General features: G+C 64.6%; 9 protein-coding genes. 5 read left to right on the top strand and 4 right to left on the bottom strand.

All coding sequences use genetic code 11. The features are described 5' to 3' along the window. Nucleotides 1–74: 74 nt before the first annotated feature. The 3 genes from LVD10_RS00770 to murI are packed head-to-tail and all read right to left on the bottom strand — an operon-like array spanning nt 75 to nt 7337. The gene (locus LVD10_RS00770) at nt 75–3593 is read right to left on the bottom strand and encodes a UvrD-helicase domain-containing protein (RefSeq protein ID WP_237061398.1); all 3519 of its coding nucleotides are present in this window, start codon (nt 3591–3593) and stop codon (nt 75–77) included. Then, the gene (locus tag LVD10_RS00775) at nt 3590–6358 is read right to left on the bottom strand and encodes a PD-(D/E)XK nuclease family protein (protein WP_237061400.1); all 2769 of its coding nucleotides are present in this window, start codon (nt 6356–6358) and stop codon (nt 3590–3592) included. Before LVD10_RS00775 ends, LVD10_RS00770 begins: the two co-directional genes overlap by 4 nt. Before the next feature lie 46 nt (nt 6359–6404). Next, entirely contained in the window at nt 6405–7337 is a 933-nt protein-coding gene (gene murI / locus LVD10_RS00780) for a glutamate racemase (RefSeq protein ID WP_237061402.1), read from the bottom strand. An 87-nt stretch (nt 7338–7424) separates the two neighbouring features. Here murI and LVD10_RS00785 point away from each other — a divergent pair, with 87 nt between their 5' ends. Genes LVD10_RS00785 through bla form a run of 4 tightly spaced genes read left to right on the top strand, consistent with a single transcriptional unit; the run spans nt 7425 to nt 11228 of the window. Then, complete coding sequence (locus LVD10_RS00785) at nt 7425–8894, top strand: DNA recombination protein RmuC (protein WP_232942296.1); 1470 nt, start codon at nt 7425–7427, stop codon at nt 8892–8894. A 6-nt stretch (nt 8895–8900) separates the two neighbouring features. Next, nucleotides 8901–9833 (top strand): AEC family transporter, encoded by a 933-nt coding sequence (locus LVD10_RS00790; RefSeq protein ID WP_232942298.1) that lies wholly within the window; start codon nt 8901–8903, stop codon nt 9831–9833. A gap of 11 nt (nt 9834–9844) precedes the next feature. Then, nucleotides 9845–10309, top strand: a complete 465-nt coding sequence (locus LVD10_RS00795; RefSeq protein WP_232942300.1) for a DUF2489 domain-containing protein — start codon at nt 9845–9847, stop codon at nt 10307–10309. Between the two features lie 43 nt (nt 10310–10352). Further along, nucleotides 10353–11228 (top strand): subclass B3 metallo-beta-lactamase, encoded by an 876-nt coding sequence (gene bla / locus LVD10_RS00800; RefSeq protein ID WP_232942302.1) that lies wholly within the window; start codon nt 10353–10355, stop codon nt 11226–11228. Here the strand turns inward: bla and trmA are convergent, their stop codons facing one another. Then, on the bottom strand, nt 11229–12317 hold the full coding sequence (trmA, locus tag LVD10_RS00805; RefSeq protein ID WP_233006745.1) for a tRNA (uridine(54)-C5)-methyltransferase TrmA: 1089 nt from the start codon (nt 12315–12317) through the stop codon (nt 11229–11231). It lies immediately after the preceding gene. Between the two features lie 176 nt (nt 12318–12493). Between trmA and LVD10_RS00810 the strand changes: the two genes are divergently transcribed. Then, on the top strand, nt 12494–12898 hold the full coding sequence (locus LVD10_RS00810; protein WP_232942304.1) for a secondary thiamine-phosphate synthase enzyme YjbQ: 405 nt from the start codon (nt 12494–12496) through the stop codon (nt 12896–12898). Nucleotides 12899–13194 lie beyond the last annotated feature (296 nt).

Below are 13194 nucleotides of genomic sequence, written 5' to 3' on the forward strand. Positions count from 1 at the left end.
AGGTGAAACCAGTTTTGCGCCGTTGATTAGGATGAACCTTTAGGCTCCATGCCGGTATTGTGGCGCAGCCGGGATCAGAACTCCGCCAGTCGTCGCAGCAGGGGGAAGTACAGGGCGCAGCGGATATCCCGCTCGCCCCGCTCGAAGAATAGCCGTCGGTAATTCTCCAGCTGGCCCCGGTAGCGCTCTACCTGGGCCGCAATAAACTCCGCTTCATCCTGCCCGTCCAGCGGTTCTGCTGTCTTGTAATCCACAATCCAGCGGATGCCATCGGTATCGATAAAGGTGCGATCCACAATATGGCGTCGCAACTGTCGCCCGCCACTGTGAATTTCCAGTTCGCTGGCCGCATCGCGGTGGTTGTGGTCCAGCAGCCAGCGGCCCTGGGTGCACCCCAGGGCATTGCGGATGGCGAGCTCCACCTTTTCCCGCGCCGTCGCCAGGCCGTTACCGTGCAGGCCCAGCTGGCGCAGGCGCAGGTCCCACAGCGGGCGTTGCGCCTCGATACGGTTGTCATCCCATTGACCGGGTCCGGTTTCGGCGATGGTGGCCAGGGTTTCGTGGGCGACGGTGCCGGCGTGGCGCAGCCAGCGTTGCGCGACCCGGCCGAGCTCCGGGATATTGGGTTCGTCACTTTCCCGCGGGCGATAGTCTGGCATGCGGTAGGGCGCCAGCCATTCGGTTGCCGGGATTGCTGGTGCCTGCCAGCGTGCCGGGAGGCGCAGGAAAAAGTCCCGCTCGCCGGACGAACTGTCGCCGCCAGGCTCGTTCGCCGTTATTTCATCCGGCTCAATCCAGTGACACCATTCCGTGGACTCTGACAAAGCGGGCCAGATACCAGCCAGTAGCGCGGCGCTGCCGGGGGCCTTGAAGCCCGGTTTCTTGTCTTCGCGCTGGACACAGGCCAGCAGGTGCAGGGAGCGAATGGCCCGGGTGCAACCCACGTAGAGCAGGCGTGTGCCCTCCAGGCGCTCGCGTTCGTTATTGTCGTATTTGAGGTAATCGAACAGTGGGTCCTTTTCCCCGCGGGCACTCTTGGGAGCCAGCAGGAAGCGGCTGTCACCGTCGCTGTTGAGCCACTCGGCCCAGCGCAATAACTGGTCGCCGCCGGGTTTGCCGCCCTGGTCCAGTCCGGGAATCAACACATGTTCGAATTCCAGTCCCTTGGATTTGTGGATCGTCATTACCTGGACTGCCGCGTCCTCGCCCGGGCGGGCAAAAAGCTTCTCCAGCGCCAGCTGGAACTGCTGCCAGTCTCCGATGCTCCCACCCTGGTCGTGTCGTTCCAGCAGCCGGAAATAATCCTCCACGTTCTCGATCTCGGTGGTCCTGGCAATGCAGGCGGGCCCACCCAATGCCAGCCACAGGCCCTCAATCCAGAGGCGCAGGGGTTTGCGGCCACGCTGTTGCCGGGCACGCAGCAGCACATTGCCCGCCTGCTGCAGGCGTTCGCGCCCGTCACTGGAAAGGCCCTCGATGGTGCCTGCACTGGCAATGGCCGCAAGCAGTGGGAGGGCTGTGGCATCTGTAGCCGGGCGCTCACCGTTGCCCCAGTTGGCCAGGGTGTGGAGATCGGCCCAGCTGAGCCCGCACCAGGGGGCGCGCAGCACAGCGAGCCAGCTGAGCCGGTCGCTGGGGTCGAGCAACGCACGCGTGAGGCTGAGCAGGTCCAGGATCACCATCTTGCTGGCCAGCGGCGCCAGTTCGGGAGCCTGGTAGGGGATGCCTGCAGCGGCCAGTGCCGGCAGTACCTGGTCGAGGTGTTTTTTCTTCCGTACCAGGATGGCAATGCGCCCGCCGGGATCATTTTGCTGCAGTTGCTGCACCAGCCGGGTTACCTGCGCAGCTTCCGCCGCCCGGTCCGGGTCTTCGATACAACCGTAGAACTGAACCGCAGGGGCGGGCCAGCCATTGCCGCGGAAGGCGATGGAATCCAGGTAGCGCACGGCGCCACGGCCGATATTGTCCTGCGCCGGGAAAGCACCCCGGAATACCTGGTTCACCCAGTCCACCACCGCGCTTTCGGAGCGGAAGTTTACCTGCAGGTCCAGCGGCTCCAGCGCTACCTCGCCAATCCCGTGGGCACGGGCCTCGAGGAAGATTCCCACGTTGGCGTTGCGGAAGCCGTAACAGGACTGCATGCCGTCGCCGACGATAAACAGGGTGCGACCGTCCTCCGGCTGCCACCCGGCAGTGAGTTTTTCCAGCAGCTGCAATTGCATCTGCGATGTGTCCTGGAACTCGTCGACCAGAATATGCTGCACCTGCAGGTCGAGTTTCAGCGCCAGGTCGGTGGGCGCATCGCTGTCACCCAGTGCTACCAGTGCCGCCTGCGCCACTTCGGTATAGTCGGTGGCGCCCAGCTGCTGGAATACCAGCTTCAGCTGGGCCACCAGCCGTGGCAGGACTTCCGCCATGGCTTCCAGCAGGTCCCACTGTTGCTGCGGCAGTGCCGAGGGCAGGCGGCGCACTTCATTGATTGCCGCCAGCAGTGCGTCGTTGTCCGCCAGTTCTGCCAGCAGGTCCTTCATGCGTGCCTTGTTCGCCTGGGCGCGGTCGTACCCCGGGTCGGTCCTGGCGGGGGAGATAAAACCCAGTTTCTTGTTCAGGCCGCCGCCCTTGCGCCACTCGCCCCTGGCCGTCACCAGTAACTCTGTCAGCGCCGTCCAGGTGGGTAGCCCGCCGTGGTCGGTCGGTGGGGCGCCGCTGATGCCGGCGCAGCGGGCCAGCGGATGGGCCGGGTTGTCCCGCTGCAGGTTGCCGCCGGCGTAGTCCGCCAGTTGCAGCAGTTCGCCGGTGACACTACCCAGTGCGCCTTGCAGCCGCTCGAGGTTTTCCGCTGTCATTTCGTCCACGACGAAATGGAAGTATTCGCGTGCGTCGGCACTGTCGCTGCTGCCAATACCCACCAGCTGGCCGAGCCACTGTTCGCGTTTCTCCAGCAGCATCTGCAGCAGCTTGTCGAGCTGGCCCAGGTCGTTGTCCAGGTGCAGCAGCAGTCGCTGCAATGCCGGGTCGGGAGATTCGCTGGCGAGCCCCTCCAGCAGTTTTGCCACGGCCATCTGGAAGGCGACAGCCGGCTGTTCCAGCGGCTCCCCGGGCGCACCCAGGCCGCTGTCGAGTGGTAGCTGGCTGGCCAGGCTGCGGCACAGGCCGTCGATGGTCTGGAAGCGTAGCCGCTGGGGCGCCTTCAGCAGTTGCCAGTTATGGCGCTGGTCCTGCTCCAGCAGCTGCCGGGCCAGGTCCCAGGTGACGGCGTCGTGGGGGTTGCCCGGGCGCGGTTCATCGCGGGCCTGGAGCAGCGCCCGGACCAGGCGCTCGCGCATCTCGCCAGCGGCTTTCCGTGTGAAAGTGATGGCGAGGACATCCTCGGGCTGGCGGCTGTGGGCCAGCAACTTGAGTACACGCTGGGTCAGCAGCCCGGTCTTGCCGGAGCCGGCCGGCGCCGACACGGCAAAGCTGCGGGTGATATCCAGGGCGGCGGCGCGGGCGTCGGCATCGGCCGGCCGGCGGGTCTCACCGGCTGTGCTTGCCAGGGTATCGCTCCCTTCCGGTGCCTGAGGGCCCGGTTGTACCAGGTCGAATTCGCTCATGATTGGGACTGCTCCCGTTCCGGCCAGCGGTTGAGCGGCCAGAGGTTCTCGTAATTGTCACTCTTGATGCGGTCGAACTGCAGCGAGGCATGACCGGTGCGGTATTCGGTGGCGAGCATTTCCAGGCTCTGCTGCCAGTGCTCCGCCAGCTGTGCCCAGTTGCCGAAGGGGCCGTCTTTCTCCAGGTCGCCCACGGCCTTGATGCCGGCCACCGGTTGCTCCAGTTCGCCGGTGCCACTCCAGGTACATTCGCCAAAGCGTACCTGGCCGAAGGCGATGGCACGGGCATCGGGCCGGGCCAGTGCGTACATGGGCAGCTGTGGCTCGCGCAGCCTCTCCTGTTGCCAGTCCCTTACCGATGGCTGGCGGCTCTTGTAATCGATCACCATGGCAGCCCCATCCGGCAGGCGATCCAGGCGGTCCAGGCGCAGCTCGAAGCGCAGCCCGCCGATTTCCATTGCCTGCTGGAACTCGGTGGCCTCCACACGGAATCCCGGCCGGGTCATTTCCAGCTCCAGCCACTGTGCCAGCAGGCGCTCAAGGCGCTGCTGTTCCAGGCGCCAGAAGCCTTCCGGCAGGTGTGCCTGGTGACGGCGGACCTGGCGAATTGCCTCCGTGACGGACGCACTGATGGTGCTGTCCCGCGCTTCATCGGAAAGCTGGTGCAGCTGCGAAGAATCGCCGCAGCGTTGCCAGAATTCCGCCAGCGCCTCGTGCATCAGCTTGCCCCGTTCGGCCGGGTTGAGGCCCAGGGTCGGTGCGTTGTAAGTCACGGCCCCCAGCCGGTAATGCAGCTGCGCGTTGAGTGGGCACAGGGCCTGGGCCTTGAGCACCCCGGAGCCGCCCCGTACCGGGGCGCACTCGGCAGGGCGCAGGGCGGGAAACACAGGGTCCGGCACGGTTTCCAGTTGGGCGGACTGCGCCAGTGCGCGGTAGTGTTGCGCCAGCGTATAGCCGCTTGCAGCGTCGCTGTCGCCGTCCACACCGCTTTCCGGTTGCCGGGTGGAGGGGGGCTGCGGGGGGAACAGGGCGCTCAAACCCTGCTCGACGCCGTCGGCCTCGCGGGCATAGCTGACGTCGACCTCACCGCTGGCGCCCAGCAGGTCGGCGGTGAGTTCCGCCGCCAGTTCCAGTTCGCGCTCGGCACTGGCGCGGGGCATCTGCCAGTGTTTCTGCCACTGTACCGGCAACAGTGGATTGGGCGCCGGGGCCGGCGGCCACTGCTGTTGGCCAAATCCCACCAGCCGCAGGTGGTCAAAGGACAGGGCGCCGGCCTCCAGGACCCCGAGGATCTGTACCGGCCCGTCGCGGGTTTCCGCCTGGAAGGGGGTGCGGCTGGCAATGCGCCGCAGGTGCTGCAGCGCCTGGTTGAGGGTCAGGATACCGGTGAAGGGCGACAGTGCCGCCAGCTCTTCCAGTACCTGCTCCCAGAGGCTCAGTTGCTGGTACTCCTGGCTGTCCGGGTTGCGCGGCCCGGGCCAGCCCAGGGCACCCAGCACGCGGGAGAATCGCTCTGCCCAGGTTTCCGCCGGGGCTTGGTGCCAGCGGCGCGCCCAGTCCCCAACCGTCTCCAGCTGCCGGGGCAGGACCGGCTGCGCCAGTTCCAGCTTTTCCGCCAGTTGTTCGGCGCAGTAGCGCAGGGTGTCGCCGCGCACCTGCCACAGCTCGCGTTTCTGTAGCTGGCGGAACAGGGCGCAACGCAGGGCGGTCTCGCTGTCCTCATCGGCAGCCGCGGGGCCGGGTTGGCCATCTTGAACCTCGCTGGCTGCGCCCCAGAAGGGGTTGAACAGTAGGTTGCGCAGCTGCGAGTAGTCCCACTGGTCCTGGAGGATCTCCAGTAACTGCAGGGCACCGCCGCCAACCGGCGTCTGGGCCAGGGGAGTACCCGCGGAAAAGTTGAAGGGCAGGGTGTAGCGGGGCTGGTCGGGGTCCAGGGCCTGGGGTTCCAGTACCCGCGCGAAGATGGTTTCCACCAGGGCCCGGCACTGGCCCAGGTTATTGACCACGATGCCCAGGCTGGCATGGGAATCCCGGGAGAGGTGCCGGGCGGCCCAGCGCGCGGCGCTGTAAAGCTCCTCCTCCAGGTCGGCGCAGGGGACGATGCTGACCCGGCTGTCGAGGCGTGTAACCGGGTGGCGCTCGACGGTAGCGGCAGCCGAGCCAATGATATGTTCAGCCAGCGGTGAGACCTGCGCAAATCCCGCCATGGCGATGCGGGGCAGGGGGGGCAGCACGCCCTCGGTAAACGCGCGCGCCAGCAGCAGGTCGCGCATGTCGGGGGTGATGGCATCGCGCTCACCCAGTTCGCGGATAAAGGCCTGCACCAGGTCGAACAGCGGAAAGGCGTCGCGGGCCAGGGCGAACTGTTCCAGGTGCGGGCCGATGGCGTCTTCCAACGCCTCGCCCTGGAGCTGTCCCAGGTCGAGGATGCGCCACTGGAGCAGCTGCGACAGGGCGGCATCGGCGTCCCGGCACAGCTGCTGGCTGTTCAGCAGCTGGCGCTCGATGGTCTGGTCCAGGGCGCGCTGCCACAGCAGCTGGCGCTGTTCCGGGTTGAGTACCGGTTTCCACGCGGGTTGCCAGCCCTGTTGCTGCAGCCGGAACCAGGTGCTGTCGAGCCAGCCCTGTAGCGATTCCACAGCCGGGGGCGCCCAGTTCTGCCGGTCTCGCTGGCTGCTCGCATAGACCTGCTGGCAGCGATTGCGCAGTCGATTATTGGGTGTCAGCAGCAGCCCGCCCTCGGGCAGCTGGGATAGGATGTCCAACGCGGGAAACGCCGGTTGCAGCATGGGATGGTCCCCGACCGGTGGGTTATTGGTGTTTCTGTTGTGGTTTGCGATCCGGCGCCGAAGCGGGCGCAGCGGGTCCGGGGCCGATGGTCTCATTGTGCAGCGGGAACTCGCTGAAGGCGGTGGCGATACGGCCCCCGGTGTCCGCGGCCGTCATCAGCAGGGCGCCGTCGCTGGCTGTCCCGGCCAGGGTAAGCTCCAGCTCCCCCAGCCACCACTGTACCCGGCGGGCAATCGCGGCACCGGAATCCAGCCACTCTACCGGTTGCGGCGCGTAGCGATCCAGTTCCTCCCGCAGCAGCGGGAAATGGGTACAGGCCAGCACTACCGTATCAACCCGGTCGCCGCCCGGCACGTCGAAGATTCGCGCCAGCACCGGCGCCAGCTGGTTGCGGGAGACCGGTTCGCCGCGCAGCTTCGCCTCGGCCAGGCGTACCAGTTCCGGTGCCGGGACGTTAATGACCTGTGCGCCATCGGCAAAATCCCGGATCAGCCCGCGCGTGTAGTCGCGATTCACCGTACCCTCGGTCGCCACCAGGGCGATAGTGCCCGTGTGGCTGGCCCGGGCCGCCGGCTTGACTGCCGGCACCACGCCGACCACGGGGCCGGGCAGGGCGGCGCGCAGCTCCGGCAGGGCCAGGGTGCTGGCGGTATTGCAGCCCACTACCAGGATATCCGCCCCGCAGCGCTGCATCATCGCAGTCGCAGTGGCCACGATCCGCGGGCGCAGTTGCTCCTCGCTCTTGTCGCCGTAGGGGAAAAAGCCGTTATCCACCCCGAAGTGCAGGGTCAGGCCCGGCAGCAGGGTGCGTATCTCCCGGGCGATGCTGATGGCACCCACCCCGGAATCGAAAATCAAGGCACTTGGGGGGCGATTGCCGCCCTTGTTAGAATGTGCGTCGCTCAATGGAATGGCATCCAGTTGCATCACTCGGGTCCGCTTGGCCGAAAGCATACCAAAATCCCGGCGTGTCCACGCGGCTTCGGCTCCCGCAAGGATCCATTCCATCCGGACGCAATAAACCAGAAACAGAGTCCCCCTATGGAAGTATTTCCCCTGCAGTTGAACGCGGAACAGGTCCTGGCCGCCGCACTGGTGGTGTTGGTGTTAGCCATTGGCCTTTGTGCCCTGGTGCGCCGCGGGCCGCTGCGCGCACTCGAGCAGGTGCGCAGCGACACTGAAACCCAGCGGGCGGAGCTGGAGGCCTGCCGCAACGAGCTGGGTGTGGCCCGGGCGCGGCTGGAGGGCAGCCGCGAGCGCGAGTCACAGCTGGTAACCGAGCAGGACAAGCTGCGGGCGGAACTGGCGGACAAGTCCCAGCGCCTGGTTCGCAGCCAGGTACTGGTGGAAAAGAGTGAGGCGGCGCTGGCGGAGCAACGCCAGCTGCTGGAGCAGACCCGCAAGGCAATGGCGGAGCAGTTCGAGAACCTGGCCAACCGGATCTTTGAGGAAAAACAGCAGGCATTCGTGCGGCGCAGCGAGGACAGCCTGCGCAAGAGCCTGGACCCACTGGAGCGCCAGCTGGGGGATTTCCGCAAGCGGGTGGAGCATGTCTACGACCGGGAGAATGCCGAGCGCAACTCCCTGCTGGGCCAGATCAAGGCGCTGCGCGAGCAGACCCAGCGTATCAGCGATGAGGCCCTCAACCTGACCTCGGCCCTCAAGGGGGACAGCAAGGTCCAGGGCAACTGGGGCGAGGTGGTGCTGGAGCGCCTGCTGGAGGAGTCCGGCCTGCAGAAGGGGCGTGAATACGAGACCCAGGTCACCATTACCAGTGACGGCAAGCGTCGCCAGCCGGATGTGATCGTACGGCTGCCGGAAAACAAGGACCTGATCATCGATGCCAAGGTCTCACTGACCGATTACGAGCGCTACGCCTCGGCGGAGACCGACGAGCAGCGTACCCAGGCCCTGAAGCAGCACGTGAACTCCCTGCGGGCCCATATCGCAGGGCTGAACAAGAAGGCGTACGAGCAGCTCGAGGGTGTGCGCTCGCTGGACTTCGTCTTTATCTTCGTGCCCATCGAAGCCGCTTACATGCTCGCCATGCAGGCCGACCCGGGCCTGTTCCGCTATGCCTATGACCGCCATATCGTGCTGGTGAGCCCCACCAGCCTGATGGCCACCTTGCGCACGGTGGAAAACATCTGGCGCTACGAGAAGCAGAACAAAAACGCGGAGAAGATTGCCGCCGAGGCGGGCAAGCTGCACGACCAGTTCTCTATGGTGCTGGCGGCCCTGGACGAGCTGGGCAACCGCATCCGCCAGACCGAGGAAGCCTACCAGCAGACCTACAAGCGGCTTGCCAGCGGGCGCGGCAATGCGGTCAAGCGAATCGACAGCCTGCGCAAGCTGGGTGCCAAGACCCGCAAGCAAATCGACCCGGCCCTGCGCGAGAAGGCGGAAGACGCCCACCGGGCCGCGCTACCGGAACCGGAGGCAGAAGCAGAGACAGAGACAGAGGCAGAGCTGGAAGTGAGTACCGGGGAATCGCCCGAGCTGGAAAGCTGATTGCCGATGGAAACTTTCGCCTTTGCGCTGTCGGTTACCGGCCCCATCTTCCTTACCCTGTTGATCGGCTATTGCCTGGCGCAGGTGGGCCTGCTGCGGGAATCGTTTGTCGACGATGCGTCGCAGCTGGTGTACCTGATCACGCTGCCGGTGCTGCTGTTTATCAATATTTTCACTTCCGGTGCGGAGCTGGCCGAGCAGTGGCCGCTGCTGCTGGCCGGGGCCGCCGGCACCCTGTTGACGATGCCGCTGGCATGGCTGGCGGCACGACCGCTCGCACACGGGGACCGCAGCGCATTTATCCAGGGCGCCTTCCGCGGCAACCTGGGGATTATCGGCCTGGCCTGGGCGCTGAATGCCTACGGCAACAGTGGCCTGGCGCAGGCGGCACTGCTGATGGCAGTGGTCACGATCCTGTACAACCTGGCGGCCGTGACACTGTTTGCGGCCTACAGCCTGCAAACCCGCTTCAGCTGGCGGCGCCTGTTGCGGGATATTGCCCAGAACCCGCTGATCATCGCCATTGTGCTGGCACTGGTTTTCCGCGAGCTGGGCCTGCGATTGCCGGAAATCCTGCTGCAGACCGGGGATTACCTGGCTTCCATCACCCTGCCACTGGCCCTGCTGTGCATCGGCGCCAGCCTGGACCTGAGCCAGTTGCGCCAGAGTTCCGCGGGGGCGGTGGGCGCATCGGCATTCAAGCTGTTGCTGGTGCCGCTGGTGCTGCTCGGCTGTGGCTGGCTGCTGGCGTTGCCATCACAGTCACTGGGGGTACTGTTCCTGATGGCTGCCGCCCCCACCGCCACGGTTTCGTTTATCATGGCGCGCGCGCTCGGCGGCAACAGCCAGCTGGCCGCCAATATTGTCGCGCTCAGCACATTGCTGTCGATTATCACCGCCAGCCTGGGGCTGGCGATCCTGGAATCCATCCTGTCGTAGAAGGGGTTGTTATGACCGAGTTTCCCACCTGGCTGCTGGTACTGGCAGCGCTGATCATCTTTGCGCTGGCCGCGGTGGCGGGCTACTACGTGCGCCGCCTGCAGTTAGCGACCCGGAAACAGAAACAGCAGCTGGCCGAACTGGAGCAGGCGGCAGAAGAGCAGCGCCAGCGGGTCAACGACAGTATCCAGATCATCGCGCGGACACTGCTGGACGAGGGGGTCGGCATGACCGAGGCCGCAATCCGTATTCGCGTGTTGCTCGACGCGCTGCAGGTGGAGCAGGCGGTGAAAGATGAATTTGTGGCTTTCTACACCATTGCCGACAAGACTGACCATATCCCCATCCTGCAGGAGTGGAAAAAGCTCTCGCCGAAAGAGCGGTTCAGGTTTGAAAATGAAATGGTGGCGCTGGAAGAGGAATACCGGGATTTTGCCCTGGACGCGGCCAAACGGATCCTGGGCAGGCAGTTCTGACAATTGCCACTGGCCCGAAATAAATAAGAAAAAGGGAAATCCTATGTTGCCGAAAATGCTGGTTTCGATCTGTGTGACTTTCTGCCTGGCCGGCACTGTGCAGGCGGCCAGTGAAAAGTGCCGGAATGATGATGGCTGGGAGTCCCCGGCACCGGCAACAAGGATTTTTGCCAATACCTGGTATGTGGGGACCTGTGGGCTGAGTGCGGTGCTGGTCACCTCGGCGGATGGTCATATCCTGCTGGATGGTGGCACCGCCGGCGCCGCGCCGCTGGTTGAGGACAGTATCCGCGCGCTGGGATTCCGTCCCGGGGATGTCCGCTTTATTCTGAACTCCCACGAACATTTCGATCACGCCGGTGGGATCGCACAGTTGCAGCGGCGCACGGGTGCCACTGTGGTGGCGCGGGCGCCCGCGGCAGAGGTGCTCGAGCGGGGCGCCAGCGATCGCGGTGACCCGCAGTTACTGAGCCTGCAAGAGTTCGCCCCGGTTTCATCCGTACGGCGCATCGCGGACGGGGACCACCTGCGGCTGGGACCACTGGAGCTGGAGGCAGTTGCGACCCCGGGGCATACCCCGGGCGGCACCAGCTGGACCTGGCAAAGCTGCGATGGCAGTGGCAACTGCCGGTCGATGGTCTATGCCGACAGCCTTACCGCGATTTCGGACGATGTATTCCGCTACACGGATTCCGATCTGTTGCCGGCGCTCAGGGAGACCCTTGAGCGGGTAGGGGAGCTGGACTGCGATATCCTGGTGACAACGCATCCCTCCGCCAGCCGCCTGTGGCAACGGCTGGGTCCCGGCGCCACCGAGCCGCTGGTGAACCAGTCTGCCTGTGAGGAATACGCTGCGGCGGCCCGGCAGCGGCTGGAAAAACGCCTGCAACGGGAATCGCAGGCACAGGGCGGCCGCTGACTAACGCCGCACCAGCAGCAGGCCGGTCTCGGTATGGTCGGTGTAGGGAAACTGGTCGAACAGCGCGAAACGCTCTATGCGGTGGGTCTTGCTCAGCGCCGCCAGGTTTTCCAGCTGGGTGTCGGGATTGCAGGAGATATACAGGATGCGCGGGAAGCGCGCGACCATGGCACAGGTGTCCGCGTCCAGCCCCGCGCGCGGCGGGTCCACCAGCACGGTGGAAAAGTCATAGCTGTCGAGGTCGATATCCCGCAGGCGGCGGAACGGTCGCACCTTGTCAATCGCCTGGGTGAACTCCTCACTGGACAGGCGCACGATATCCAGGTTGGTGATGCCGTTCGCGCGAATGTTTTCCTGTGCGGAAGCGACCGAGACCTTGGAGATTTCCGTTGCCAGTACCTTGTCAAAGTGCTCGCACAGGGGAATGGTCAGGTTGCCATTACCACAGTAGAGTTCCAGCAGGTCGCCTTCGCTGTCCCGGCAGGCATCCATGGCCCAACCGATCATGGCCCGGCAGATTTCCCCGTTGGGCTGGGTGAAGCTGCCCTCGACCTGCTTGTACTGGTAGGTCCTGTCCCCGATCTGCAACTTCTCGATGACGTAATCCCGTTCCAGCACCAGCTTCTGCTTACGTGAGCGGCCCAGGATGGGGAAGCCGAGCCGCTCCTGCAGGGCCCGCGCCTCGCGCTCCCATTCCTCATCCAGCTTCTTGTGGTAGATCAGGGTAACCAGTGCATCACCGCTCAGGGTGGTGAGGAACTCCGCCGAGAAGAGGCGCTTGCGCAGTATCTCGCTGGCATTCACCGCTTCCAGCACCTGAGGCATCAGGCGGTTCATCAGTTCAGAACCAACCGAGAACTCCTCGATGATAAAGGGCTGCTTGTATTCCCCCTGGCGGTACATGGCATAGTTCGCAGTACCCTTTTCCTGCCAGACCTTGAATTCCGCGCGCAGCCGGTAGTGACTGGGCGGGGAGGGGAACACCTCTGGGGCCAGGTCGGTATAGGCGCTGTAGCGCTCGCGCAGCCGTTCCGCCTTCTCTTGCAGCTGGGCGGGATAATCGTCGGTGTTTACTCGATGCAGGGCCATACCGGTAACAGTCTCAAACAGGGGCCAGTCGCTGTGGCCGGGAACAGGGGCGCGGATTATAACGATCTGCAGCCCGGCCGTATAATCCCCCATAAAGATAGTCCGGCGCAGGAGCCGTTCCCGTATGAATGGCCCCGTACCAGTAAATTCGTTCCACGACAGGAAGGAGGTTGCCCGTGGCAGTAGGAGAGATAGAAGTCGCAGTCAGTGGACAGGGGTTGCATGAATTCACCGCCGAGGCAGAGCGCTGGCTGGCGGCACAGGGAGCCAGCGAGGGGCTGTGCACTCTCTTTATCCAGCACACCTCGGCAAGCCTGCTGATCCAGGAAAATGCGGACCCCTCGGCCCGCCATGACCTGGAGCAGTGGCTGAACCGCCTGGTGCCGGAGAATGACCCGCTCTATACCCATACCATGGAGGGCCCCGACGACATGCCGGCCCATATCAAGGCGTCGTTGACCGCCACCAGCCTGTCGGTGCCGGTGAAGGATGGCCGCCTGATGCTCGGTACCTGGCAGGGGATTTTCCTGTGGGAACACCGCCACCATCGGGGACGGCGCCGGGTGATCCTGCATGTTTAATAGCAGGAGGCCTGAACATTGCCCTGTGAAGAAGGGCATGCCGTAGCTTTGCGAGAGCGCCCGCAATGCAATTGGACGATTCCTGCGGTCACCGTTCTGAAGCGGCAAAATAAAATCACCCATGGCTTTCTCTGCTTACCACTGCAGCAGGCTCGATAAGCAGCTTTTCAGAGAGCATCCCAGTTGTAGAATTGAGCAATCATGGGGCAGGTTCCAGTTACCGAAAATTTCGCTCTATCGCCCACAATCCTTTTTTACCGTGAATACCTTCGATTGACCCGGTGAGCACTGCACCA

It is taken from the genome of Microbulbifer zhoushanensis (genome assembly GCF_021729055.1).
In the GTDB taxonomy this organism is placed as follows: domain Bacteria; phylum Pseudomonadota; class Gammaproteobacteria; order Pseudomonadales; family Cellvibrionaceae; genus Microbulbifer; species Microbulbifer zhoushanensis.

Coding starts and splice junctions, on each gene's coding strand:
- LVD10_RS00770 (WP_237061398.1), bottom strand. CDS start 3,593: ATGAGCGAATTCGACCTGGTACAACCGGGCCCTCAGGCACCGGAAGGG.
- murI (WP_237061402.1), bottom strand. CDS start 7,337: ATGCTTTCGGCCAAGCGGACCCGAGTGATGCAACTGGATGCCATTCCA.
- LVD10_RS00785 (WP_232942296.1), top strand. CDS start 7,425: ATGGAAGTATTTCCCCTGCAGTTGAACGCGGAACAGGTCCTGGCCGCC.
- LVD10_RS00790 (WP_232942298.1), top strand. CDS start 8,901: ATGGAAACTTTCGCCTTTGCGCTGTCGGTTACCGGCCCCATCTTCCTT.
- LVD10_RS00795 (WP_232942300.1), top strand. CDS start 9,845: ATGACCGAGTTTCCCACCTGGCTGCTGGTACTGGCAGCGCTGATCATC.
- bla (WP_232942302.1), top strand. CDS start 10,353: ATGTTGCCGAAAATGCTGGTTTCGATCTGTGTGACTTTCTGCCTGGCC.
- trmA (WP_233006745.1), bottom strand. CDS start 12,317: ATGGCCCTGCATCGAGTAAACACCGACGATTATCCCGCCCAGCTGCAA.